The sequence below is a fragment of the Nitrosospira sp. Nsp14 genome (genome assembly GCF_900113575.1).
Classification (GTDB): Bacteria; Pseudomonadota; Gammaproteobacteria; order Burkholderiales; family Nitrosomonadaceae; genus Nitrosospira.
The window spans coordinates 91,941-117,824 of record NZ_FOPV01000003.1 but is presented as its reverse complement, the minus strand read 5'-3'; the positions used below and the strand labels follow the sequence as shown (position 1 = coordinate 117,824).

Annotated in this window: 24 protein-coding genes; 9 read left to right on the top strand and 15 right to left on the bottom strand. The window is 54.5% G+C overall.

Going from position 1 to position 25,884, the window contains the following annotated elements:
- Positions 1-6 precede the first annotated feature (6 nt).
- From BM022_RS02950 to ppa, 3 genes are all read right to left on the bottom strand, one after another.
- On the bottom strand, positions 7-717 hold the full coding sequence (locus tag BM022_RS02950; RefSeq protein WP_091136902.1) for an intradiol ring-cleavage dioxygenase: 711 nt from the start codon (positions 715-717) through the stop codon (positions 7-9).
- Between the two features lie 182 nt (positions 718-899).
- Positions 900-1,502, bottom strand: a complete 603-nt coding sequence (locus BM022_RS02945) for a GNAT family N-acetyltransferase (RefSeq protein ID WP_091136740.1) — start codon at positions 1,500-1,502, stop codon at positions 900-902.
- A gap of 127 nt (positions 1,503-1,629) precedes the next feature.
- Positions 1,630-2,178: an inorganic diphosphatase gene (ppa, locus tag BM022_RS02940; protein ID WP_091136738.1), complete on the bottom strand. Its 549-nt coding sequence runs from the start codon at positions 2,176-2,178 to the stop codon at positions 1,630-1,632.
- Positions 2,179-2,267: 89 nt separating this feature from the next.
- On the opposite strand from ppa, the gene BM022_RS02935 reads away from it, so the two are divergent.
- Together BM022_RS02935 and BM022_RS02930 are read left to right on the top strand one after the other, a co-directional pair.
- Positions 2,268-3,080, top strand: a complete 813-nt coding sequence (locus tag BM022_RS02935) for an alpha/beta hydrolase (protein WP_091136736.1) — start codon at positions 2,268-2,270, stop codon at positions 3,078-3,080.
- Between the two features lie 70 nt (positions 3,081-3,150).
- Complete coding sequence (locus BM022_RS02930; protein WP_091136734.1) at positions 3,151-3,813, top strand: glycerophosphodiester phosphodiesterase; 663 nt, start codon at positions 3,151-3,153, stop codon at positions 3,811-3,813.
- Between the two features lie 102 nt (positions 3,814-3,915).
- On the opposite strand, the gene BM022_RS02925 is transcribed toward BM022_RS02930, so the two are convergent.
- The 5 genes from BM022_RS02925 to BM022_RS02905 form a co-directional block, all read right to left on the bottom strand.
- The gene (locus tag BM022_RS02925; RefSeq protein ID WP_256208863.1) at positions 3,916-5,409 is read right to left on the bottom strand and encodes a M48 family metalloprotease; all 1,494 of its coding nucleotides are present in this window, start codon (positions 5,407-5,409) and stop codon (positions 3,916-3,918) included.
- Between the two features lie 90 nt (positions 5,410-5,499).
- Positions 5,500-5,724: a 50S ribosomal protein L31 gene (gene rpmE / locus BM022_RS02920; protein ID WP_091136732.1), complete on the bottom strand. Its 225-nt coding sequence runs from the start codon at positions 5,722-5,724 to the stop codon at positions 5,500-5,502.
- A gap of 135 nt (positions 5,725-5,859) precedes the next feature.
- Entirely contained in the window at positions 5,860-7,119 is a 1,260-nt protein-coding gene (rho, locus tag BM022_RS02915) for a transcription termination factor Rho (RefSeq protein ID WP_091136731.1), read from the bottom strand.
- 146 nt (positions 7,120-7,265) lie between these two features.
- Positions 7,266-7,592: a thioredoxin TrxA gene (gene trxA, locus BM022_RS02910; RefSeq protein WP_091136729.1), complete on the bottom strand. Its 327-nt coding sequence runs from the start codon at positions 7,590-7,592 to the stop codon at positions 7,266-7,268.
- Between the two features lie 400 nt (positions 7,593-7,992).
- Entirely contained in the window at positions 7,993-9,690 is a 1,698-nt protein-coding gene (locus BM022_RS02905; RefSeq protein WP_091136728.1) for a glutamine--tRNA ligase/YqeY domain fusion protein, read from the bottom strand.
- A gap of 125 nt (positions 9,691-9,815) precedes the next feature.
- Here BM022_RS02905 and BM022_RS02900 point away from each other — a divergent pair, with 125 nt between their 5' ends.
- The 4 genes from BM022_RS02900 to hemB all read left to right on the top strand — a co-directional run bounded on the left by BM022_RS02900 (position 9,816) and on the right by hemB (position 13,441).
- On the top strand, positions 9,816-10,805 hold the full coding sequence (locus BM022_RS02900; RefSeq protein ID WP_091136726.1) for a biotin--[acetyl-CoA-carboxylase] ligase: 990 nt from the start codon (positions 9,816-9,818) through the stop codon (positions 10,803-10,805).
- 6 nt (positions 10,806-10,811) lie between these two features.
- On the top strand, positions 10,812-11,555 hold the full coding sequence (locus tag BM022_RS02895) for a type III pantothenate kinase (RefSeq protein WP_091136724.1): 744 nt from the start codon (positions 10,812-10,814) through the stop codon (positions 11,553-11,555).
- Between the two features lie 68 nt (positions 11,556-11,623).
- Positions 11,624-12,241 (top strand): ribosome biogenesis GTP-binding protein YihA/YsxC, encoded by a 618-nt coding sequence (yihA, locus tag BM022_RS02890; protein ID WP_091136722.1) that lies wholly within the window; start codon positions 11,624-11,626, stop codon positions 12,239-12,241.
- Between the two features lie 192 nt (positions 12,242-12,433).
- Positions 12,434-13,441, top strand: coding sequence for a porphobilinogen synthase (hemB, locus tag BM022_RS02885; protein WP_091136721.1), 1,008 nt, complete (start codon positions 12,434-12,436; stop codon positions 13,439-13,441).
- Between the two features lie 30 nt (positions 13,442-13,471).
- Here the strand turns inward: hemB and BM022_RS02880 are convergent, their stop codons facing one another.
- The 7 genes from BM022_RS02880 to cysK all read right to left on the bottom strand — a co-directional run bounded on the left by BM022_RS02880 (position 13,472) and on the right by cysK (position 22,020).
- Positions 13,472-15,814, bottom strand: a complete 2,343-nt coding sequence (locus tag BM022_RS02880; protein ID WP_091136719.1) for a penicillin-binding protein 1A — start codon at positions 15,812-15,814, stop codon at positions 13,472-13,474.
- A 256-nt stretch (positions 15,815-16,070) separates the two neighbouring features.
- Entirely contained in the window at positions 16,071-16,463 is a 393-nt protein-coding gene (locus BM022_RS02875; RefSeq protein WP_177191607.1) for a SirB2 family protein, read from the bottom strand.
- Between the two features lies 1 nt (position 16,464).
- Positions 16,465-16,947: a hypothetical protein gene (locus tag BM022_RS02870; protein ID WP_091136717.1), complete on the bottom strand. Its 483-nt coding sequence runs from the start codon at positions 16,945-16,947 to the stop codon at positions 16,465-16,467.
- A 346-nt stretch (positions 16,948-17,293) separates the two neighbouring features.
- A complete protein-coding gene (locus BM022_RS02865) occupies positions 17,294-18,715 on the bottom strand; it encodes a dihydrolipoyl dehydrogenase (RefSeq protein ID WP_091136716.1) in 1,422 nt (473 codons plus the stop codon).
- Positions 18,716-18,913: 198 nt separating this feature from the next.
- The gene (locus BM022_RS02860) at positions 18,914-19,636 is read right to left on the bottom strand and encodes a tetratricopeptide repeat protein (RefSeq protein WP_256208862.1); all 723 of its coding nucleotides are present in this window, start codon (positions 19,634-19,636) and stop codon (positions 18,914-18,916) included.
- Between the two features lie 396 nt (positions 19,637-20,032).
- The gene (gene epsC, locus BM022_RS02855; protein ID WP_091136713.1) at positions 20,033-20,956 is read right to left on the bottom strand and encodes a serine O-acetyltransferase EpsC; all 924 of its coding nucleotides are present in this window, start codon (positions 20,954-20,956) and stop codon (positions 20,033-20,035) included.
- Between the two features lie 101 nt (positions 20,957-21,057).
- Positions 21,058-22,020 carry a cysteine synthase A gene (gene cysK / locus BM022_RS02850; RefSeq protein ID WP_091136711.1) on the bottom strand — a complete coding sequence of 321 codons (963 nt, stop codon included), beginning with the start codon at positions 22,018-22,020 and terminating at the stop codon, positions 21,058-21,060.
- Positions 22,021-22,294: 274 nt separating this feature from the next.
- On the opposite strand from cysK, the gene BM022_RS02845 reads away from it, so the two are divergent.
- From BM022_RS02845 to cmk, 3 genes are all read left to right on the top strand, one after another.
- Positions 22,295-23,671 (top strand): adhesin, encoded by a 1,377-nt coding sequence (locus BM022_RS02845; RefSeq protein WP_091136709.1) that lies wholly within the window; start codon positions 22,295-22,297, stop codon positions 23,669-23,671.
- A 65-nt stretch (positions 23,672-23,736) separates the two neighbouring features.
- Positions 23,737-25,050 carry a 3-phosphoshikimate 1-carboxyvinyltransferase gene (aroA, locus tag BM022_RS15860; protein ID WP_256208861.1) on the top strand — a complete coding sequence of 438 codons (1,314 nt, stop codon included), beginning with the start codon at positions 23,737-23,739 and terminating at the stop codon, positions 25,048-25,050.
- A 48-nt stretch (positions 25,051-25,098) separates the two neighbouring features.
- Positions 25,099-25,776, top strand: a complete 678-nt coding sequence (gene cmk, locus BM022_RS15855) for a (d)CMP kinase (RefSeq protein ID WP_256208859.1) — start codon at positions 25,099-25,101, stop codon at positions 25,774-25,776.
- Positions 25,777-25,884: the final 108 nt, after the last annotated feature.

Genomic DNA, 25,884 nt, shown 5'->3' with positions numbered 1-25,884 from the left:
AACAATTTATGTGGATACTCCTTCAAGACCAACGTCAAACGTCGCGAGATATCCTTGTTTCGTCTCCGCGAGAGTAAGCACTAACTGATCGCCTCCTGCACGGAATATCCCATCCTGTTCGTTTCTTGTTCGAGGCAGACGCGACTTGCCTGGCGCATACGGAGGCTGTGCGTGTACGTGATCGGTTATGGTGTCGTCGAAGTAGAACTGCGAAGTGAACTCATGAGCCCAGCGGTATTTCCCCTTAGTGCGGATCTTGAAGTGGATATGAACGGTTCTGCCGGGATACGATCCCGGATAAATAGTGAGGAATCGCACCACGCCGTTTCCATCCGTCACTTGATAGCCACGCAAGAATTTTTTTCCGCGAGTCTGAAATGCAGGGTCCATGACATCAGAATAAACGCCGTGGGCGTCGCACTGCCAAATATCCACAATGGCCTCAGGCAACGGTACACAGCCTGCTGAGCCGACCGCGAACACGCGAATCTCAAGCGCGAGCGGAAGTCCTTCTTTTAACGACCCATCGGAAGGATCAGAACGGACGTCCGAACGATGCAAGCGCTCATCAACAAAATAAGGACCTTCGGTTTGGGCGGGCGTGACGATGCAGGCCAGGGTTTCCCGCCCTATTTCGCCGCCACCGGTAGCGCCGGCACTCGCCGATGAGTATCCCGAAACCATGTTCACCCCTGTCACTCCGAGGAGGGCAAGCATTTTCCTTCGATTTATAAGCCAGTCATGGCGTTCGTCCGCTTGCAATATACCTCCTGTCGATTCCTCGCGTCAGCTGCATTTTCCTGTCTCGATCATACATTTGTGCCTAGCCGGCGCATTAAGTTCCCGCTGTCAATATCCACTGGCGCCGCTAACCTGGGCGGAAGAATTGCAACCCGCGCCTAATCGCCTCCACGGTTGTAAGATAGGAGCTTACTCGTCAGGTTGTTTTTTACCGCCGGCCATTCGTGTTGCAGGATAGAATAGACAACAGTATCGCGAATGGAGCCGTCACGCATGATCTGGTGGCTGCGCAAAATTCCGTCCTGCTTGGCGCCCAGCCGTTCAATTGCGGCTCTGGAAACCCGGTTGAAATAATGCGTCCGGAACTCGACCGCGATGGCGTGCTTTTCCTCAAACACATGTTGCAGCAGCAATAGCTTGCATTCGGTATTCACCCCGGTCTTGCATACCGATTTTGCGTACCAGGTATAGCCAAGCATCGGCCGCCGGTTGATTTCATCCACGTTATAGAAACGCGTCGTTCCCACGATCCTGTCCGTGCCATTCAGTCTGACAGCAAACGCGACATTTCCCTGTGCCGCGCTTTCAACTGCGCGAGCCACGTAGTTTTCCATCTGCTCGCACGCGGGGACGTTTGCATACCAGAGCTTCCACAACTCGCCATCCATGACAGCTGCCTGCAGAGGTTCAATGTGATCGATCTCCAGGGGAATAAGCGTCACCGCTGCGCCAGTCAACTGTACAGGTTCAAGCCAGCTCATCCTTTTTGGTCTTCATCCTCGCGCGGGGTGTGAGGCCCGGAAATACATAACACCGGCATAGTCCGGGAGGCTGGCACTCATACCGAGTGCATGCCGAAATCTCACTGCTGCCGGAATGATTCAAGTTCTAGAACATCGGCTTTTTCTTCGCTGAATTATAGCGTTTCACCCCGCTTACAATTTCAGCTTTCGCCTCTTTGACTCCAACCCAGCCATTTATTTTGACCCACTTACCAGGTTCCAGATCTTTGTAGTGCGCGAAGAAGTGGGCGATTTGCGAAAGAACCAGTTCAGGTAAATCCTCATGGGATTTTTTTTTGCGGTAGAGGCTGCATAGCTTGTCGATAGGCACGGCTAATACTTTGGCGTCACCACCGGCTTCATCGGTCATTTTTAACATACCCAGGGGCCTGCAACGGACGACCACGCCGGAAATGAGAGGTACCGGAGAGATCACGAGTACATCCACCGGGTCTCCGTCATCCGACAGGGTATGCGGAATATAGCCATAATTGCATGGGTAGTGCATTGACGTTGACATGAAACGGTCCACGAACATTGCGCCGGTTTCCTTGTCCACCTCGTATTTGATAGGGTCGGCGTTCATGGGTATTTCTATGATGACGTTAAAATCACTGGGCACGTCGCGTCCGGAATTTACCCGATCGAGATTCATTTGATATTCCTATTCCTCATGACTGAAAACTGTTTATTATAACCGCGCGAGTTGCAAGAAAAATTCAAATTCCACTTGGTTGCGTTGATATGCTGTTTAAGTTGGGCATTATGGCTGCTCTTGGTTATGCTGTTCTCGCCGCGGTCCTCTTCGTGTTCCAGCCTCGCTTTGTATATTACCCGGATACCGGGCGCAACATCATCGGCACCCCAAAAGATCACGACCTCGACTATGAGTCGGTAGAAATCGAAACCCAGGATGGAGAAATTCTGCAAGGCTGGTATGTCCCAGCCCCGAATGCACCTGCGACGGTATTGTTTTTCCATGGCAACGCGGGCAATATCTCCACCCGGATGGGATATTTATTGATGTTTTACCGTCTCGGCTATAACACGTTCATCATTGACTATCGCGGCTACGGAGAAAGCAGCGGGACGCCCTCCGAGCAGGGCACTTATCGTGATGCCCAGGCCGCGTGGCGGTACCTTACCGAGGAAAGAAATATTCCATCGACGCGTATTGTGCTGCTGGGCGAATCGCTCGGTGGAGCGGTAGCAACCTGGCTCGCGGCACGCGAAAAACCTGCGTTATTGTTGTTGGCTTCCGCCTTCACCTCGATAGCCGATATGGGTGCCGCGATTTACCCTTTTCTGCCGACGCACTTGCTGACCCGTTTCGAATACAACACCCAGGAGTATTTGCGGGGCGTAACGTGCCCGGTATTCGTTGCGCACAGTCCGCAGGATGAAATTGTGCCTTTTGCCCAGGGGCAGGCACTGTATGCGACGGCCCCCGAGCCGAAACAGTTCCTGGAGTTGCAGGGTGGCCACAACAACGGATTCATATATATGCGGGAGGAGTGGGTAAGCGCGTTGGGCGACTTCATGCGCAGGAACTTGTAATTTAAGAAACGCGCAGTTAGACCCTAGCAAGCGCGTCACTGCAGTTTGATTAACTGGTCCGAATAATATTATGTTGCTTATAGCGCATCGTGGTTACCATGCGGCAGCGCCCGAAAATACGCTCGCTGCTTTCGAAGCGGCGATAATGGTCGGCGCGAGCGGAATCGAGACCGATGTTCGTATCAGCCGGGATGGCGTTCCGGTACTGATCCATGATCGCGTTATCGCATCTGGCGAGACGGTGGCCGATCTTACCCGAACGGAGATCGAGCAGGCGGTAGGCCATGAGATACCAACCCTGGATGAAGCGCTGGAGTGTTTTCCAGGCGTCCTGTGGAATGTAGAGATCAAGACCATCCAGGCTCTATCAACCGTGATAAAGGTTCTCGAAAAGCATCAGGCGGGCCACCGCATTATCGTGACATCTTTCCGCCACGATCTCGTAGCGTTATGCGCGTCATCGCTTAAGGTTAATTGCGGGCTGTTGCTCGCACATCGTCCGCTAACGCTGAATTCGTTGCTTGCAGACTTCAACTGTAACGGGAACCCGAGGATTAATCATGTCGTCTGGAATTACGAGGTTCTGGACGATATTCTTTTGAAACAGGCAGCGAGCGATGGGTATCGCAATTTTGTTTATGGCGCTGTCACCCGGGCGGAGCACGACAATTGTCGGGAACTGGGTGTGGACGGCATTATCACGGACTACCCGCTTCTAGTACAGGATGCATAGCTGCTCCGGGTGGCGTGGGCATTCCAGATGCATCTTCAGTGTAAGCACTTGCAATACTTCACTGGATTCCTGATGCGGACATGCAGATGCCTTAAGAGTGTATTACTTCACAACTTTGATGAGTTGCCCCGGAACGGGTTCGCCCTCGGGATACTGGCCGTTAAGCAAGCGTAAATAGCCTTCGGCCTGGATCCCCAGAGGAGATTCTCTGGCCAGTTCGGCATACGTCATGCCTTTGGCTGCCGTAATGGTTCTGATCTCGAGCGGCTTGATCGCTTCTTTCTCCGCAACAGTGAGCGCGCGAAAGCTTCCGATCGCGCTGGAGATGGCGGGCTGATGGCGCTCGAACGCGATGTGCGAATCGCCCCGTCCTGCCACGAGATAGGCATTCTCGCCGAGATAAATCACGCCTGCTTTGAATGGCTGCCCGTTTTGGGTCTTCGAGGTCACCACGGCCATCGGGAGCGCATTATTCACCATCGATAGAATTTCGGTGGACGATCCAAGGCCGAGTCGTTCGCGCGCAAGATCGGCCGGGGAGCCGCGGGGGTTCTCGAAGCGGCTTAACACCATCACTGCATCTCCGTCCGGACTGATGGCGACTACCTCATTCGGCTTGTTCCGTATACGCCAGTCGTGTGGAAACGACATCGTGAAGCCCATCTCCTTGTGGCGGAACATATTTTGCCGCACAATGCCCTGGTTGACGCCGTCACCAAACGCCATACCAGTCGTTTGGCGCAGAAATTCGGTACGGAGATCATCGACCGGGAGCGGTTGGGCATATTGCTGTGCCTCTCCGACTACCTCCTGCAGGCGCGTATCGTTGTCCGGGTGCGTGGAAAAAAGCCCATGGTAACGCCGCGGCTCCCGTCCTTCATCCTGGGCGGCGGCAATATCGAACAACTCCTGATTTTTGAGTACGCGGATGACTTTGATCATCGCCTGCGGATCATATCCGCTGCGGGCCAGATATTCCGCTCCCAGGCGATCGGCTTCCAGCTCATGGCTACGGCCATAGCCGGAAAGCAGTACATTGCCGGTGAGGCCCAGGAGGCTTTGAACACCTTGCGCAGCCGTTCCGCCCAGCTGCGGTACAAATATTCCAGCTACAATGCCGCCGACTGTAGCCGCAACATTGGCGGCGGTGGCGGCACTGTATTGCCGCACGCTATGGCGGGCCGTCACATGGCCCAGCTCATGCGCTAGCACGGCGGCAAGCTCGGCTTCCGAGTTAAGGTACGCCAGAATACCGCGCGTTACATAGATATAACCGCCAGGCAAGGCAAAGGCATTTACCTGGGGACTATCAACCACAGTGAAGTGATAATTGAGTTGTGGTCGGTGGCTGTTTTTCGCGAGTTTCTGTCCGATCTCGTTGACGTAATCTTGCAAGGCCGGCAATTCGTCGTAAATGCCATAGGTCGCCGGCACCTCGGCAGCGGCCTTTTCCCCCTTGCGGATCTCCTCGGCTTCGGTCATGAGGGTGAAGTTCTGCTTCCCGGTAACCGGATTGACCGCACAGCCGGCCAGCAGAAAGAGGCAGCCGAGAAAGATGATGAATTTGAGTCTGCTTACGCTGCTCATAGTAGTCATTTTAGCTACCGCAAATAAAATTAAAGCGGCCAAAAATGACAAAGGGCAGCTTCAAGCTGCCCTTGTTTTTCAAACAGACTTATCCGGACTTTAGGCAGCGGCCTGCTTCTCACCCTTTTTGCCATATTTCTGACGAAATTTCTCCACACGCCCAGCGGTATCAACAATTTTCTGCTTGCCGGTATAGAAAGGATGGCAGACCGAGCACACTTCGATATGCAAAGGCCGGCCCATGGTGGATCGGGTCTGGAAGGTACTGCCGCAACTACAGGTGACAGTGATTTCCTGGTAGTTTGGATGAATATTCGGTTTCATGGGTAGATCCTTGAACTGTGGCCCGCTACAGCGGAAACTGTAGGCCGAGGCTATAAAGCAAAACGTATATTATCCTTTAACCCATGCCGGGGTGCAACAAAATTCGGTCCAGCGTGGGCCGGCATTTATCTTTACTCAAACCCGCCGCATGGAATCAAAGAAATCTGCATTGTTTTTCGTAGCCTTGATCTTGTCCAGCAGAAATTCCATTGCTTCCAATTCGTCCATTGGATAGAGAAGCTTGCGCAACACCCAGATCTTCTGCAAGACGTCAGGTTTGATCAACAATTCTTCCTTGCGCGTGCCGGAACGGTTGACATTGATGGCAGGATAGATGCGTTTTTCCGCCATGCGCCGGTCAAGGTGTATTTCCATGTTCCCGGTACCCTTGAATTCTTCATAGATTACATCATCCATACGAGAGCCGGTATCAACCAGCGCCGTGGCGATGATGGTAAGCGAGCCACCTTCCTCGATATTTCGGGCGGCCCCAAAAAAACGTTTGGGGCGTTGCAAGGCGTTGGCGTCGACGCCGCCCGTAAGAACTTTACCGGATGCCGGCACGACCGTGTTGTAAGCGCGCGCAAGGCGTGTGATCGAATCCAGCAGTATCACTACGTCCTTCTTATGCTCTACCAGTCGCTTGGCTTTCTCGATCACCATGTCCGCCACCTGCACATGACGTACTGCGGGCTCGTCAAACGTGGAAGAAATCACCTCGCCTCTAACGGAGCGGATCATCTCGGTAACTTCTTCCGGGCGCTCATCTATCAGCAGCACCATTAGTATGACATCAGGACAATTGGCTGCTATCGCGTGGGCGATGTGTTGCAGCATGACTGTTTTTCCCGATTTCGGGCTCGCAACCAGCAAACCGCGCTGCCCCTTCCCGATGGGTGCGATGAGGTCGATAATGCGGCTGGTGATGTTTTCCTCGGCTTTTATCTCGCGCTCGAGCTGCAATCGCTCTGTAGGAAACAGGGGGGTGAGATTTTCAAACAGTATCTTGTGCTTGGAGTTTTCGGGTGGCTCATTGTTGACCTTATCCACCTTAACCAACGCGAAGTAACGTTCTCCATCCTTAGGGGTGCGAATCTCTCCCTCTATCGAGTCCCCGGTGTGCAGATTGAATCGCCTTATCTGGCTGGGGGAGACGTAAATGTCATCAGGTCCGGCCAGATAGGAGGTGTCGGGGGAGCGTAGAAAACCAAAACCATCCTGCAGCACTTCCAGCGTGCCCTCACCGTAAATGCTCTCACCTTTCCGGGCCTGGTTTTTCAGCAGTGCGAAAATCAGATCCTGTTTCCGCAGACGATTAGCGCCGTCGATTTCATTGGCGATGGCCATCTCTACCAGTTCGGTGACGTGAAAATTCTTGAGGTCGGATAAATGCATGAGCGGAAGCCCGAGGGTCAGAAAGCAGGGACGTAAAGCGTCAAGGAGGTAGAGAAGCGCTGATGGGGTAGAACTAGAATCAGAAAGAAGCGGTGAATCGAATCAGATTCCGCTTAGGGAGGCGGTTGGCCGTAAGCTTATCGTGTTTAGATGTGACTGTCAATAAAGGCGGTGAGCTGGGATTTGGAGAGGGCGCCAACCTTGGTGGCTTCGATGTTGCCATTCTTGAACAGCATGAGCGTAGGGATGCCACGAATCCCGTACTTTGGCGGCGTAGCCTGATTCTCGTCGATATTGAGTTTTGTCACCTTTAGTCGATCCCCGTATTCCCTCGCGACTTCATCCAGAATAGGCGCGATCATTTTGCAGGGCCCGCACCATTCTGCCCAAAAGTCTACCAGAACGGGGACCGGGGATTGCAATACTTCTGTTTCAAATGTTCCATCGGCGACATAATGAATATGCTGGCTCATAGAGATTCTCGCGAAAGATTAATGTTTTATGTTTTGGGTCAACAGTTGCGGCTGCGGCGAAAATAGTTGAAGCCGGATAAGGAAGCTCGGGTAGTCCAGGCAGAAACGCAGGAAATGGCGGCTAGCCCGCTCATCCGTTGACATACATCGCTTGCATAATTTTTCGCTTTTCGCTCTTGTCTCGCGTTCTTATTTCGATATGCTAGCGAAAAAAGTCGCCGAAGGGAAGAGCTACTTTATAACCGTCGGTTGTAACTCATATTGCGGAGTTCCCCCAATTCTGTCCGGGAGCCCCTGCAAGCTTCTCGCAGCGCCTCCACCGGGGGGGTGGATCGCGACTGTCATAGGCGCTGACCGGTTAGCGGCGACGGTGGAGCAGACACCCCCTCGCCTAGGAAAATCAGGCGTTCTTACCCCAGGAATCTCGCAGCGTTACAGCGCGGTTAAAGACCGGTTTTTCCGGTTTAGTATCTACCCGGTCGGCTATAAAGTAACCATTACGCTCAAACTGGAAACGATCCTCCGGCCCCGCCTGGATGAGCGACGGTTCCACGTAGGCTGTCGTGGCACGCTTGGAATGAGGATTAAGGAAGGATTTGTAATCTTGACCCCCGGCGTCGGGATGAGCATGAGCGAACAAGCGGTCATAAAGCCTTACTTCGGCCTGTTGCGCATGCCTTGCAGAGAGCCAGTGGATATTTCCCTTGATTTTGCGCTTGTCCGCCCCTGCTGTACCGCTTTTACTGTCGGGGTCATAAGTGCAGTGTATTTCCACCACTTCTCCGCTGCTATTCTTTACGGCATCTGTGCACTTCACAACATAAGCATAGCGCAACCGCACTTCTGCGCCCGGGGACAGCCTGAAATACCCTTTGGACGGTGTTTCCATGAAGTCGCCGCGTTCGATATAGATGATTTTCGAGAAGGGTACGGAACGGGTCCCCCACTCCGGTTTTTGTGGGTGGTTGGGCGCCAGGCATTCTTCCTCCTGGTTTTCGGGGTAATTGTCGATCACGACCTTTAATGGGTCCAGGATAGCAATGCGTCGAGGCGCGCGCTCATTCAGGTCCTGGCGCAGGCAATCCTCCAGTACGCTCATATCAATCCAGGAGTCAGCCTTGCTGACACCAATACGTTCCGCGAACAGGCGAATCGATTCCGGGGTGTAACCGCGTCGCCGCACACCTACCAGGGTATTCATGCGCGGGTCATCCCAGCCGTCGACGAAACCGCCTTCCACCAACTCGATCAGCCTGCGCTTGCTCATGACACAATAGGTGAGATTCAGCCGCGCGAATTCGATTTGCTGCGGATGACATTGCACCACATCAGTCAGTTGATCGAGCACCCAATCGTAAAGCGGACGATGATCCTCGAACTCAAGCGTGCAGAGAGAGTGCGTGATTTTCTCCAGCGCGTCGGAAATGCAGTGCGTGTAGTCATACATGGGGTAGATACACCATTTCCCGGCCGTACGGTGATGATGCGCATGGCGAATGCGATAAATGACCGGGTCACGCAAATTGATGTTGGGTGACGCCATATCGATCTTGACGCGTAAAACATGCGCGCCATCGGGAAATTCACCCGCCCTCATTCGACGGAACATAGCAAGGTTTTCGTCGATGGAGCGTTCGCGGTAGGGGCTGTTCTGTCCTGCCTCGGTCAGGGTGCCACGCAACGCGCGTATTTCATCCGCCGTTAGGCTATCCACATATGCCTTGCCCTGCCCGATGAGGAATTCGGCAAACTCGTATAGTTTGTCAAAATAGTCGGAAGCGTAATGAAGATGTTCGCCCCAGTCGAAGCCCAGCCATCTGACCGAATCACATATCGAATCAACGTATTCCTGCTCTTCTTTTTCCGGATTGGTGTCGTCCAGGCGCAGATGGCAGATGCCGTTATAATCTCGCGCCAGACCAAAGTTGAGACAGATGCTTTTCGCATGACCGATATGCAGGTGGCCATTAGGCTCGGGGGGGAAACGGGTTTCGACGCGTCCTCCCCATTTACTGCTCCGGTTATCCTCTTCAATGATATTGCGGATGAAGTTGGAAGCGGCGGTGGGAGAAGAGTGGGTATCAACGTTATCTGTCAAGTGAGCCTCTCAAATTTGCAATCCCGTCATTATAGTGCGAATGACGTGTTATTTACGCTAGTCCGGCAATGGGACTCTGAGGAGCTTGCTAGCGCAAGCTCCGATATTTAACTACACTCGCTAGAGTGAAGCCCCTTACTTTTTCCATTTTGCGCCTGCTGAGCGATAACGAATTCCATTCGGGTGAGTTAGTTGCCAGGGCGATGGGGGTCTCGCGCGCCAGCGTGTCGCTTGCCCTGCATGACCTCAGTGAGACTGGTCTTACGTTGCAGAGAGTTCATGGTCGTGGCTACCGCCTGCTCGATCCGATGCAATGGCTGGAGCGGGACGCCATTCTTAGATATCTCGGTCGCGAGACGAACAACTTCAATCTTGAGGTGCTGGATATCGTCGATTCCACTAGCACTTATTTACTGCAGAGGGCAGCCCGAGGGAGCGGTGCGGGTGACGAACGTATTCATGTGGTGGCAGCGGAATTGCAGACGAGTGGACGTGGGCGGCGCGGGCGACATTGGCACTCGGGGTTGGGGGACGGTCTTGCCTTTTCGCTGCTGTGGCGGTTTCAGCATGGGGCGAGCCTGCTGTCGGGTTTAAGTCTGGTAGTTGGCTTAGCTATCATACGCGCGCTTGAGTCTACAGGCGTGAAAGGTGGCGTGTTGAAGTGGCCCAACGACGTACTGTATAACATGTGCAAGGTGGCTGGTGTCCTGATCGAGCTGCATGGGGATATGCTCGGTCCAACCATGGCTGTGATTGGCGTGGGAATCAACCTTAAACTGTCCAACATCACACATGCTCGCATAGACCAGGGTGTCACTGACGTGTACTCCATCAGTGGGGAGAAACCCGACCGCAACAGGTTCCTGGCTGCGCTCCTGATTTCCCTGACCGGGGCATTGAGGGAGTTTGAGCGAGAAGGCTTTAGCCGGTTCAAGCAAGAGTGGGTGGCTCATCATTGTTGCGAAAATAAGCTTGTCAGACTTGGTTTCCCCGATGGCTCGAGCCTTGACGGCGTGATACACGGCGTGGCAGATGATGGATCGTTGCTGGTAAGAACTTCTGCTGGTGTGCAGAGTTATAACAGTGGTGAGATTACGTTATACAAGATGGAGTGACGGGAATTGCTTTTTCTACTGGTTGATTCCGGCAACACAAACATCAAATGGGGTCTGCATGACGGACTCAACTGGCTCAATCGTGGCGTGGTGGCGCAAGGGCAAACGCCGCTGCTGGCGCAGGAGTGGCAGACGCTGCGGAAACCCTCGCGCATCCTGGTTTCGGACGTTGCGGGTACACAGGCCAGAGCTGAACTGGCGGGCCTGTTCTCTCAATGGGCCCTGGAGCCGAGTTGGGTTAGCGCCGTTGCGTACCAGTGCGGCGTCCGCAATTATTATGCGAATCCGGCTCAGCTAGGGAGTGATCGCTGGACAGCGCTGATTGCGGCATGGCAGATGGAACGGCAGGGGTGCTTGGTGGTGGACGTCGGAACCGCTATGACGGTGGATGCGCTTTCCGATACGGGAGAATTTCTGGGTGGCATCATTACCCCGGGTTTTGATCTTATGCGAAGGAGCCTTGCCGGTAATACGGCAGTCCCAAACGAAGATGAAGGGGAATTTTGCGATTATCCCGACAGCACCGCGGATGCCGCGTATAGCGGCGCCACTCATGCCTTGGCAGGTGCTGTCGAGCGCATGGCGATCCTGCTCGCCAAGACATTAGGCCATCTGCCTATTTGCATTCTAAGCGGCGGCGGGGCTCAGCGGCTGCAATTCCAGCTTAACGTGACGGTCAAGGTGATAGATAATCTCGTCTTGGAAGGCTTATTTGCAATTGCTAAGGAGAATGCGGAAACACCGCAGTAGAGATGGATTGTAAAAGTCGACCCACATCCAATTCAAACCTCACCGGGGTCGACTTTCCTGGATAGAAAATGTCAGTTTTTCAACATGCATCCTTCTATACGACAGTTGCCCAGTTGCGGCAGTTGCCGGCGCCTGACAGCGTGGAGATCGCCTTTGCCGGGCGCTCCAATGCAGGTAAGTCTAGCGCGATTAACTCACTTACTAACCGCAGCCGCCTCGCGTTCGTCAGCAAGACGCCTGGACGTACTCAAAACCTGAATTTTTTTCACTTAAACGGCGGTTTTTTGGTGGACCTCCCTGGTTATGGCTACGCCAAGGTGCCACCTGAAGTTCGTCAGCACTGGGAATGGCTGCTCAGTACTTATCTGCAAACGCGGGAATCCCTCTATGGAATGGTGCTTATCATGGATGTGCGCCACCCGTTAACCCCGCTTGACCGTCAGATGCTCGACTGGTTTTCTCCAACGGGGAAGCCTGTACATATACTGCTAACAAAATCGGATAAGCTTTCCAGGCAGCAGGCTCAAAAAACGCTCAGCCATGTGCGTGCGTTGTTGCAGGACGCTTACGCGCAATGCAGCGTACAATTATTTTCCAGTTTAACGAGGGAAGGGGTGGAAGAAGCCGCAACCTTGCTTGGAACGTGGCTGGAGAAAAAAACAAGTCCGGTGCACACACAATGCTGACCGTGGAAATAAAAAACCCCCGGTTAAAGGGGAATAAAACCGGGGGCAAACTACCTTAATAGGGATTAAGGTACCCGCTCAGGGAGGAAAAGCGGGAGACAATAAATAACGTCTGCCAGTAAGATAGGGATTTCACGTACAAGTTCCCTCGGTTTTTATATTTTTAATAATTTATTTCTTTTAGGCCTGTTCATGTCAGTTTTTAGCGAATTTCCACAGAAAAGAATGCGGCGCATGCGCCGCGATGATTTTTCCCGCCGCCTGATGCGTGAGAGCCGCCTGGACCCGGACGATTTGATCTATCCGGTATTCGTGCTGGAGGGAAGCAAGCGCGAGGAGAATGTATCCTCGATGCCCGGAGTGGTGCGGCAAAGCCTCGACTTGCTGCTTTATAGGGCCGAAAAGTGCCTGGAGCTCGGCGTGCCGGCGATGGCTATTTTTCCGGTCATTGATTCGAGCCTGAAAGATCTGACCGCCGCCGAAGCAGTGAATCCCTCGGGAATCGTGCCGCGCGTCGTGACTGAACTGAAAAAGCGCTTTCCCGAGCTTGGCGTTATCACTGACATCGCCCTCGATCCTTACACAAGTCATGGCCAGGATGGGTTGATCGATGACAGCGGTTATGTACTGAACGATGAAACGGTAGCCGTACTCGCGCAGCAGGCCCTGGTTTACGCTCAGGCGGGCGCAGATGTAGTGGCGCCCTCAGACATGATGGATGGGCGCATCGCGGCAGTGCGGGCCGTTCTTGAGAACGCTGGGTGCATTCATACCCGTATTCTGGCTTACTCCGCGAAATATGCTTCCAGTTTCTACGGCCCTTTTCGCGATGCGGTTGGTTCTGCCGCGAACCTGGGAGCAGGCAATAAATACTCGTATCAGATGGACCCTGCCAACTCGGATGAGGCGCTTTGGGAGGTTAGTCTGGATCTGCATGAAGGGGCGGACATGGTCATGATCAAGCCTGGCATGCCCTATCTCGATATTGTTCGACGCGTAAAGGACAAGTTTGGCGCGCCAACGTTTGTTTACCAGGTGAGCGGTGAATATGCCATGTTGAAGGCTGCCAGCCAGAACGGCTGGCTGGACGAAAAAGCGTGCGTGCTCGAAGCTTTATTGGCGTTCAAGCGCGCGGGGGCGGACGGGATATTGACTTATTTCGCGCTGGACGCAGCACGATGGCTTAAGCAGAAGCAATAACCAGGCCCCGAATATTTTTCCGCCATGATCTCAGGGTGACAAAAATTCCTTTATGACGTCTTCTACCGACTTCAGTTGGGCGTCCACCTTGTCCACAATTTCGACCTGATCGCTCGCCTCCGGAGGAAGCTGCTCCTCCAAAAAGAATTCCGCCATCTTACCCGCAGGCTCCCGCAAGCCGGTCTCGGGGTTGATTTTTGCGGTTGTTACTCCGGGGGGCGGCGTATAAGCTGAGACGGGCACACCTTTTAATGCATGTCCCATATAGCTTATCCACATCGGCAAGGCCGCGTGGCTGCCCGTTTCGTTATTTCCCAGGGATTTGGGATTGTCAAAGCCGATCCAGGCAATTGCGACTAAATCTGCCTGATAACCGCAAAACCATGCGTCCACATAATTGCTGGTGGTGCCGGTCTTGCCGGCGAGATCGGCACGGCCGAGCTGTCGTGCTTTTGTCGCGGTACCGCGCTGCACGACATCCTGCATCATGCTGGTCATGAGGAATGCGTTACGCGGATCGATGATTTGCTTCGCACCCTCTCCCGCTAGCACGGGTTTAGCCTGTTCCAGAACTTTGCCTCTTTCGTCTTCGATGCGCTGAATAAAGTAGGGTGATATCCGAAAACCGCCGTTGGCAAACGCCGCATAACCGATTGCCATTTGCAGCGGTGTCACAGAGCCCGCGCCTAGCGCGATGGTAAGATAGGGAGGGTGCTGCTTGGGATCAAAACCAAAGCGGGCAACGTAATCCTGCGCATATTGAACGTCTATCGACTGCAAGATACGGATCGAGACCAGATTCTTCGATTTGGCGAGAGCCTCGCGCATGCGTAATGGACCTTCATAATTGCCGTCATAGTTCCGTGGGTCCCACTGATCGCTTCCTGTTTCTTCCGCGGTAAATGAAAGCGGTGCATCATTGATGACCGTCGCGGGCGTGAAACCCTTCTCCAGAGCCGCGGAATAAATGAATGGCTTGAAGCTCGAGCCGGGCTGCCGCCAAGCCTGCGTCACGTGGTTGAATTGGCTCCGGTTGAAATCAAACCCGCCCACTACTGCACGAATCGCGCCATCCCGGGGGTTGACAGCGACCAGGGAGGCTTCGACCTGAGGCAGCTGAACAATTTGCCACGCTCCTTTATCGTTTTTACGAACCCGGATTAATGAGCCCGGGCGAATATGCCCCTGGTTGGTCGCGGGTTTAGCGACAAGAAATTTTTGTGCGAATTTAAGGCCATCGCCACTGACCTCAACAACTTCCCCGCCCTTGCGATATGCCCGCACCAGCTTTGGATCGACGGCAAGGGCGACAGCTGCGTGGATATCATCGCTGTCGGGTACTTCCTGAAGCGCATCATCGAGCATTTCCTCCCGATCGGCTCCGTTTTTGGATAAATCTATTATTCCTTCCGGACCGCGATACCCATGGCGCCTGTCATAATCCAGCACACCCTGCCGCACTGCTTTATAGGCCGCTTCCTGATCCGCGCGCCGAACCGTGGTATAGACTTTAAAGCCTTTGGTATAGGTGTCTTCCTGATGGCGTTCATACATCGCCTGCCGTGCCATTTCCGCCACATAGTCCGCATGCATGCCGAATTCCTGTGACTCACGCTTTACATGTACGAGTTGTTTTTCCGCTCCCTTGAACTCATTACCGGAGATATAGCCGAGGTCGTGCATGCGCCTGAGCACGTAGAGTTGGCGTGTCTTCGCGCGCTTGGGATTGACCACGGGGTTGAAGCGCGAGGGCGCTTTCGGCAGGCCCGCAAGCATTGCAGCTTCCGCGAGATTGATATTATGGAGCGATTTTCCAAAATAAACTTGTGCGGCAGCGGCAAAGCCGTAGGCGCGCTGCCCGAGATAAATCTGGTTGAAGTAAAGTTCAAGAATTTCGTCCTTGCTCAAGCTGTGTTCAATCTTGAAGGCAAGCAATGCCTCGCTGAATTTTCGGGTCATGGTTTTTTCCTTAGTCAGGAAAAAATTGCGCGCGACCTGCATCGTGATCGTGCTCGCGCCCTGGCGTACCCCGCCCGAAGTAAAATTAGAGTAGGCCGCACGCAGGATGCCAACGTAATCCACCCCACCATGCTGGTAGAAGCGGTCATCCTCGGCGGCGAGAATAGCCTGCTTGAGGCGTTGCGGCGCGGCGCCGATCTTTACCACTTCGCGACGTTCTTCACCGAACTCTCCAATGAGGATGCCTTCCGCGCTGTATACGCGCAGAGGAATTTTGGGACGATAATCGGTCAGTGCTTCCAGCGACGGAAGCGTCGGAATTGTAACCAGAGCAGCGAAACCGGCCAGCAAAACGGCGAGAAGACCCAGCGCGGAAACGGCAGCGAGAAGGTAAACCCACCAACGCGCTAGCATGTCAGGCAATCAGTGAAAAGCGGTGAAATCAGCATGTCGAGTGAAAAGAACCGCCCGTAATCGGATGCGGAGAATGAGATGACGCGAAATATGAAGTCAAAAACCAGGTCCCTATATCACGTCATTCGTGCGGAGAGGCAGAGCTTAAAGCAATATTGCATTGAGCGCTATGACCACGAATCTCCCCTGAAAATTCCAATGTCCGGCGTTGATTTTCGATGAAGGGAGACCAAACATGAGCTCTTACGTGTAAGTATTATGAAGCGGCAACAAAAAATAACATCGGATTTTTAGTCACTGCGACCAGAACGATGTAGAGAAAAACAAGCTGAGCCGCTATCCATGCGGAAACCCTTGCGCGGCGGGTCTTGCCGAATCTCAATGCCATCATGCCGAGCCCGATATACAAAAGGAGCCCCAAGACCTTGGCGCTGAGCCACGCATCATGTATCGGGTCCTGATCAATCTTGACTGCCAGGGCGATCGCGCTCGTCAGCAACATCGTATCGACTATATGAGGGGCAATTTTAGCCCAACGCTGTCTCAGCGCGGCCGAGCCCTGCATCATCCATATGCCTCGCAATGAAAACAGCAGGTAGCTGATGATTACGCTGGTGACGTGAATCATCTTCAAGGCTGCGTAGCTCACGCTAGTTTCCTGGAGGCATCCAGCCGTGACTCCCTGCCACAGCCCCTGCCACAGCAATCAGGCTCATACTCAACAATATATGGTGCATACGCCACATCAGCCTGAACTTCTTATGAGCGTCCCTGTTATCGGTTTGCTTGACTTGCCGGCGCGGCACAAAGGGTTCCACCACAAATAGCATCAAGGTAAAGATCGCCCATACCAGCACCATGGCATGCATCCACCAGTAACGAAGTTCTGCAAATCGGCTCCACGCCTGGAGTATATGCACCATGTAAAAGCCGCTTAACCCCACGAGCAATGTCGTGAGGCGTGCCTGAGGAGCGAAACGGCTTTCAATACGGCCAAAAAATTCCATTCGCTCGGATGGGGATCTCATCTGCGCCATTGCGGGAATCAGCACGGTGGTGACCATCGCTACGCCGCCAATCCAGAACACAACGCCCAAGACATGGAGTACTCTGGCCAACGCAAATTCGTTCATAAAACAGTCTCCTCATTTAGTCCAGGGCTGCATAAAACTACAGGAACCAATCCTTTGCATAGCGGCGGCACATGCAAGGGAACCGCATCACGCGTCAAAACGACTCACCAAAATTTGGTCTCTGCAAAAAACGCGGTAGGCAAATCGAATCAGACTAAGGCAAGCAAGGGGTTTAAGGCAAATAAACGATTGTGATTGTGCGGGGCGGGCCGGATACGACAACTTCGCCGCTGGAATAGACATATGGACGATCGCATGGGGGCGATTATAGGCTGTTGCAAGCGTACTTTCTACCGTAAAGTCGTTGTAAAGACGGGAAGGAAATATCGTGAATAAAACGGCGTGGTTATTCCAGCGACTGGACATTAAGTGGTTCACAGCCGGCCAGATCAGATTCGCCACAGGCTGGCAGTTGCGCTGCCAACTCGCGTAGCGCAGTGCGGAGGCCTTCTTCCAGGACTGGATGATAGAACGGAAGGCGTAGCATGTCGTGCACCGTGAGCGAACGGTCGACCGCCAGCGCCAGCAAATGCGCCATGTGCTCCGCGGCTGGCGAGCACATCTCCGCACCCAGCAGTCTGCCGCTTCCCGGTTCTCCGTAAATGCGTAGAATACCCCTGTTGCGCTGCCCGGCCCGGGCACGGCTCTGATGTCGAAAGTCTACTTCCCCTGCCAGGATGTTGCTGTCGCCCTTGGATTCAAAGCCTCTGCCTACCATCGCAATACCCGGGTCGGAAAAAACGATCGAAAGCGGGGTGCGGCGCGCAAAAAAAGCTGACCCAGCGCGGGTGGCATTAATCCCTGCTATGTGACCCTCATCCGCTGCCTCATGCAACAAGAGCGTATTACCATTGGCATCGCCTGCAAGGAAAACGGGTAGATCGCCAATTTGCATCGTGTGGGGATTGACGGGAGGCAAACCGTGCTCATCGAGCTTCACGCCCAAGGTTTCGAGTCCGAGATGTGAAATATTAGGCCGTCTGCCCAGGCCGATCAGAACACTGTCAACCGCGGCTTCGCTCTCATTGACGCGCACCCGCACGCCGCCTCCACCTTTAATAGCCTCCAGATCTGCCTCTTCTCCCAGGTGCACTGCGAATTCCCGTCTTAGAAGATCTATCGCGGTTGTGTTCACGCGCGGGTCGCTTAACCCCGCAATATTCGTTCCCGCCCCAAACGCGACGACGTCGATACCAAGCCGCGATAGGGATTGCGCCATCTCGATACCGATCGGACCTAGACCTATCACTGCCATGCGGGGCGGCAGCGTTTCCTGCTCGAATAGCGTGTCGGTGGTGAGCAGTTGTTTTGCGAAAGGACGCCACGCGTCGGGAACGACCGGGTGGGACCCGGTCGCGATAATGATATTTCTGGCTCGAAATTCGCGATCGTTTACCGCTAGTCTTCCTACCCCAAGCAAACGGGCGCGGCCGCTGATTGCTCGCTCCCCAAGCGCATCTGTCGTTTTAAGCGTACTGGCGACGAAATCGTCGCGGAGCCGGCGCACGCGCTGCAGCACAGCCGGAATGTCGACCGTAAGTGATTCCGCTCCCCGGATACCGAATTCCTCGAAGGCGCCGCGGCGATGAAAGGCGTTCGCTGCTTCAATGAGTGTCTTGGACGGCATGCAGCCTACCCGTGCGCAGACTGTGCCCCATGCTCCATCGTTGATCAGAATAAAATTGCCGGTGCGTTTCTTCACTTCGCGCAACGCGGCCAGCCCGGCGGTGCCGGCGCCTATAATAACGACGTCAAATATCTCATTCACGGCGGGTTCCCTGGCTTAATTTCTATTCAATTGAGCCCAGCTTTATTCCAGATCAGGTGACGGTTAGTTGCGCGGCCCAATGTTTAAAGCTGTTGGCAGATAACAGGTGCTCAGGAATAGCTGAGCCAAGCTTCAAGCAACGAGCGGAGACCAGCGATAGCGCATAGCGCAAATCACCATCCACAATCGTCGTCGCACTTAAGGTACATCGCCGCTGGGTTTGCTGGCGCCATTATCGGTCGTTTTAGTCTTGGATTTCGAAACGAGCCAGTCACGCGACGTTTTTTGCGCCTGCGCAAGCTGCTTCCCGTTGAGAGAACGCATGACTTCCTCCCTCGCGGCTACGGCCTGCTGGATGCCAGCGGCGGCGGCGAGGTTCAGCCAAACATAACTTTGTACCTGGTCGATCGTCACGCCGTGCCCCGTTCGATAAATGAGCCCTAACTCATACTGCGCGAGGGGATAGCCTTGGTCAGCGGCCAATTTTAGCCATTTTGCCGCCTCGGCGAAATCCTGCAGGGCGCCATTCCCGGTCAGATAAAGCAAACCGAGTTTGTATTGCGCATCGCTGTTTCCGTTTTCCGCGCTTTCCTGATAGAGCCGCACGGTAAAGTAATGATCGTCCGTGGGATTGGACCTTTGCAGCGCAGATTGCTTTTTAGGGCGATCCACCTGCCGATCTTTCGGTGGGATCACCCCGGCCTCAGTCGCGGTCGGATATGTTTGCTGTGTGGAAGCGGGTTTACTCGCGCCTGTAGAATCTTGCTTTGGCTGAGCTTCACCTTTCCGCTGGGCGTCGCTCGCTGGCACAATGTACTGGTCCACCGAATTTTGTTCGACAATCAGCCAAGCGGTGGCAATCAACAGCGCAATAAATGAGAGCACCGCCCCTGCCGCGATATAGGCTGTAGGATTTTGCACCCAGAAGCGCTCCCTGCATTCGCGGCAGCGCACCGGCTTGAGGAAGAGCATCGCCGCAGTGCGCTCGCCAGGCCTCACGCGGGAACCGTGCGTTTTCTGACTGCCGCACTTAATGCATTTGGCGTACATAGTGTACCGTTTCGTTTTATTGTGCCGCTCAGGAGGGAGCGGCTTTTCCGCACAGTCTAAGTACTGGGTGATCGAGCGTCAACTCAACGGAGGGCGCGATGCGGCAGGGATTAGCCAACAGCGTCGTTATTTCCAGCACATCGCTTCGGAGGATTAAAGACTGAAGAGTTCTTGAGCTCCAGCGCGGACTTGATGGGCATGACGTTTTACTGGTTACCAAAGACCTGCTGACAAGTTTTAACTCCGCCAATGTCACTCACGATTTTCCTAGATTCCAGCACCGCCTTCAAACACCTCGCTACGCGTCTGTGCCTGGGAAATGGTGCTGCCAGGCGGAACGCTGCGGGTCAGCCAGACATTGCCACCGATGGTCGAACCACGTCCGATTGTAATGCGGCCAAGGATGGTGGCCCCGGCATAGATGACCACGTCGTCCTCGACGATAGGATGGCGCAGGTTGCCTTTTACCAGCGCGCCATGCTCATCCACCGGGAAACGCTTGGCGCCCAGCGTCACGGCCTGATACAGCCGCACATGCTCGCCGATAATAGCGGTTTCACCGATGACGACGCCGGTGCCGTGGTCAATAAAAAAACTGCCTCCGATTTTCGCGCCGGGGTGGATTTCGATACCGGTGGAAGCGTGAGCGATCTCCGATATCATGCGGGCAATCAAGGGCGCGCCCAGGCAGTGCAATTCATGCGCAAGTCGGTAATGCGTGATGGCGGTGATACCTGGGTAGCAGACAAGTACCTCGTCGACGCTGCGCGCGGCGGGATCTCCCTCATAAGCAGCCTGGACATCGCTTTCGAGCAAGCTGCGTACGCAGGGTAACCGCCGGGCGAACGCCTGGGTAATGACCGCTGCCTGTTCCCGGTCAGAGTTGTCTGAAAGTTCAGAGCCGGATGTAAAGCGCAGTTCCCGGCGAACTTGTACCATCAGTTCCCGCAGCGTTATATCCAGCATGTGGCCTACATAATAATCAATGCTCTCGTCAGTGAGATCCGGTAAGCCTAGGCGGTTGGGGAATAGGACCGCTCTTAATCCATCGGCGATGCCCACCAATACCTTCCGGGACGGCAGTTTCGGTGGCCGGTCGCGTCTCTGTCGCGTTTCCAGCGATCGCAAACGCAAGGTGCGCAATTCGGCCACAACCGTGCCGATCTCAACGTTTGTTCCTTTTGGCGACATCAAATATCCCGATGACTTGGCGGTAATTTAGCAGTAATTTCGTTTGGCAATATGGATCGGATCGACTCGCTTCCTATGGGTTTGCCGTGGAACCTGTGCATTCAAGCGTCAAACGCGTCATCGAAGAGGATGGAACTTAGATAACGCTCCCCGGAATCCGGCAGAATAACGACGATTGTTTTGCCGGCGTACTTTGGATCCTGGGCATAGCGTACCGCCACGGCCACAGCAGCGCCGCATGAAATTCCGGAAATGATCCCTTCCTCGCGCGCGAGCCGCCGCGCATAGCGTATCGATTCCTCATTGCTGGCCTGCTGGATGTGGTCCACTAGCGACAAGTCCAGGTTTTCCGGGACAAAACCTGCTCCAATACCGGGGATTTTGTGCGGTCCCGGATTCAGTGGTTCACCCGAACGCTGTTGAGTGAGCACCGGGCTGGCGGCGGGCTCCACGGCCACCGAAATAATAGCTTTCCCCCTGGTTTTCTTGATAAAACGCGAAACGCCTGTGATCGTGCCGCCTGTGCCCACGCCGGACACGAAAATATCAATCGCCCCGGCGGTATCATTCCAGATCTCCGGTCCGGTCGTGCGCTCATGAATAGCAGGATTGGCCGGGTTTGTGAACTGCTGGAGCAGGACATAGCGGCCGGGGTCTGAGGCAGCGAGTTCCTCTGCCCGTGCTATTGCGCCTTTCATGCCTCCTCCGCCCTCGGTCAAAATCAGTTTGGCGCCATAAGCGCTTAGGAGCTTGCGTCGTTCAACGCTCATGGTTTCGGGCATGGTCAAAGTCAACGGTATGCCTCGCGCAGACGCCACGAACGCCAATGCGATGCCCGTATTGCCGCTGGTTGCTTCGACAAGTTCTTTTCCAGGAAGGAGCAGCCCGCGACGCTCCGCATCCTCGATCATCGCGGTGCCAATGCGGCATTTTACTGAATAGGATGGATTGCGAGCTTCAATCTTAGCCAGCACGGTCGCAGGCGCGCCACCGGTGACGCGATTGAGCCGAACCAGGGGCGTATGGCCGATGGACTGCGAGTTATCTTGAAACCACTGCGACATTTAGGGCTTCCCTATCTGGTTCGTGCTGGGGCTCATCATTGGTTTTAGCGAGCTGAAACCTTATTCTGCGCTCGTGATGCCCGTCCGCTTGCATCGCTCTTGCTATGCCACGAGTTGTTTCACGCGCTGTTAATTTTATTCCAGACTGGCAGTTTGATTATAATAGTGGGATTTATCACTGGTTCCTCCATCCGCAAAAGGACTATCCCCATGAAATTACGGGATTATTTTATCACAAGTAAAAAAATTTAAACCATTTAGAGGGAAGATCGAAATGAAGCTCAAGCCGAGGGATGGGAGAGAACGCTGGGTGTCGTTGATTCCGGCCGTGCTTTTATTGGCGCTTGCCGCGTGCGATGGGGGTGAGAAAGGCGGCGGGAGCGGCGCCGTAAAGTCGGAAACAGGGCCTACAACTGGAATCTTCACCGATGCGGCAGTTGCCGGAATTGCTTATGTTGCGGCTTCCGGCGCCGCGGGCACCACGGATGAAAGGGGGAGCTACAAGTACAATCACGGGGACACGGTTGAGTTCAAGCTGGGCAGCATGATTCTGGGAAAGGTAAAAGGCGCGCCTATTGTTACGCCTATCGAATTGGCTGCGGATAACGGCAACAGGTTGCAAAATATTCTTGTGCTCCTGCAATCCCTGGATATGGATGGTAATCCGGAGAATGGTATTTCAATTCCGGCGGATGCCGCAGCCGCCGTTAGTTCCCTCAATCTGGAGGGCGACGTAGCCGCGTTCGCGGCCTCAGCCGAATTGCAGAAGGCGAGGGAGGCGGGCGGCATTGCCGGACCTGTCAGGACTTTGGAGCAGGCGGGCGCTCATTTTCTCTCGCAAGGCGTGACCTTACTGAGTACGGATGTCTGGGTAAGTTACGACGATACCACGGCGGTTGTCATTCGCGCCTCGACCGTCGGAACCGGTGAGTATTTGCAAGGGGAAGCAACCCCGGATGATTCCTGCGACGCCAATCGGGTATGTGGCAGTAAGCTGGTCAGTAAAGCCGGCGTGGAATATGGCGCGGCCCGCATGTCCGAGTTTGATACCAGGGGGTTTAAATTCGCTGGGGAACCGGTGATCGACACGAATCTTCAGGCCGGTCTGTCTCACTTGCGCCCTAATTGGCGCATCCGCATCGACGGTGCGGGACTGGTCGCTACAGATATCGTTGCGGCTCCCTCGGAACTGAAACCCGCCACGTCGGCATTCAACCCCGGAGCGCTGATCAAGACCACCGCCGAGGAACCCACCAAGACGATGGTCAAGGAAAGCCGTTATCCCCGCATGGAGAACGATCCCAAGGGAATCGTGGGCGCCTGGGTGGTGGATATCTCTACCATTAAGACGCAAACTTACCTGTTCTTTCCGAACGGCAAATTTCTGATGGTTGACCCCATCGGGGATCCTGAGCGTCCCGGCTATACCAGCTGTGGCGATCCGGGTGTCGAATTTGCCTCTTATTCCTACGATGCCGGAAGCAGTACGCTAAAGGTGAAAGGTTTTACCTACGATTCCAACGGGTGCGCCGGCTTTTCCGCAAACGAAGCCACTTCCTTCAAGCTGGCGGCGGATGGAGCAACAGCAATAGTGGAAACCAAGGGTGCCGCGCCGATTACGCTCCACCGGATCTCCCGGGGGAACCGCTGAGAATCGTCCAGCGCGCCTCAAAGTGAGAGACGATCTGATAGCGGACTGGAGCCGCGGGATATATCATGGATTTTCTTGACCTGCCGGCAGTGAAAACCGCACGTGGAACTGTGCACTTGCCGGGCTCGAAGAGTATTTCCAATCGTGTGCTACTGCTGGCCGCGCTAGCGGATGGCGCAACAGAGATCCGCGATGTGCTTGTTTCCGACGACACCGCACGCATGCTGGATGCACTGCAAACCCTGGGCGTGTCCATTGTAAAGGCGAATGACAAGGTTTATCGCATTCAGGGTATAAGCGGTCATTTTCCCCTAAAGTTTCCGGTCGGGGAGGCCAGCTTGTTTCTAGGCAATGCAGGGACTGCTTTCCGACCCTTGACTGCCGTGCTGGCCCTGGCTGTGGGAAGCTACCGGTTATCTGGTACTCCGCGGATGCATGAACGGCCGATCGGCGATTTGGTGGATGCGCTCCGACAGCTGGGTGCGGATATTACCTACCTCGGCAATGTCGGTTTCCCGCCGCTGGAAATAAAACCCGCCCATATTCGCGCGAGCAATATCGCCGTAAGGGGTGATGTCTCAAGCCAGTTCTTGACTGGGCTGCTTATGGCAATGCCCTTTTGCGCACCCGACAGCAACCAGGAGCAAGTGATAACCGTAGCCGGCGAACTGATTTCGCGACCTTATATTGAGTTGACGATAGCGCTGATGGCCCGGTTCGGCATGCACGTGGAGCATGAAAACTGGCGGCGTTTTACCGTTTGTGCCGGCAAGCGTTATCGCAGTCCAGGTGAAATCTTCGTCGAGGGCGACGCCTCCTCTGCGTCATATTTTCTCGCCGCGGGCGCTATCGGGGCCGGTCCGGTCCGGGTGGAAGGAATTGGGCGCGACAGTCTACAGGGGGATGTACACTTTGCGGACGCGTTAATTAAGATGGGCGCGCGAATCACCCCAGGGGCCAACTGGGTGGAAGCACGTGCACCCGCTTCCGGTTATCTCCAGGCAATCGATCTGGACTGCAATCATATCCCCGATGCGGCGATGACGCTTGCCGTGACGGCGTTGTTTGCCAAGGGCACGACAGTGCTCAGGAATATCGCGAGTTGGCGCGTGAAAGAAACGGATCGTCTCGCGGCAATGGCGACAGAATTGCGTAAGCTGGGCGCCGCCGTCGATGAAGGGGCGGATTTTCTGCGCATCACGCCGCCTGCGGGTCCCCTTGCCACGCATGCCGTGATCGATACATATGAAGATCACCGGATGGCGATGTGCTTCTCACTGGCCTCCTTTGGTACCCCGGTGCGTATTAACGATCCGAATTGCGTAGCGAAGACTTTTCCCGATTATTTCGGTCAGTTCTCCGCCATAGTGCAAGCCTGATCCGGGATGATTCATGTGTTTAACATACGGTTTAATTGAGATTTGTTCATGACTATACACCCTGTTCCTGTCATTGCCATAGACGGCCCGTCGGCTTCGGGCAAGGGCACCGTGGCCCAACGCGTAGCCGGCAAGCTGGGCTTTCATTATCTCGACAGCGGCGCCCTCTATCGTCTGGTCGCGCTGGCCGCAACCCGCTCCGGCGTCGATTTGGGCGACGAGACCGCGTTAAGCGAGGTGACCGCCCATCTTGATGTGGTTTTTGAAGATTCAGAAATCCGTTTGGGAAACGAAGATGTCAGCGATGCGATTCGCGCAGAGGCATGCAGCAACGCTGCTTCCAGAATCGCGGCGTATCCTCAGGTGCGACAGGCGCTTCTCGCGCGGCAGCGGGCGTTCCGCCGGTGTCCGGGTCTGGTTGCTGATGGCCGCGATATGGGCTCGGTCGTTTTTCCCGACGCCGTTGCCAAGATATTCCTTACCGCAAGTGCCGAGATGCGCGCCGAGCGAAGACATAAACAGTTGATGGAAAAAGGGGTTGATGCTAATATTGCCACCCTTCTAGAGGATATACGCGAACGCGACAGGCGTGACAGTAATCGCGCCGTGGCCCCTTTGCAGGTAGGTGCAGGCACTTTTTTGCTGGATACGACTTCGCTCAATATTGAACAAGCGGTGGAAAGCGTATTGCGGCACGCCGATATCGGGGCAAAAGGGCGCGCCTAAGTTCAATCTAAGGCGGCTGTTTTTGCGTTGCGTGTAAGTTTCAGTTGCGCTTCTGAACGAAACAGATCTGGCAAGAATCAGGTAGATGTAGTGTCAAAGGTAAACGAT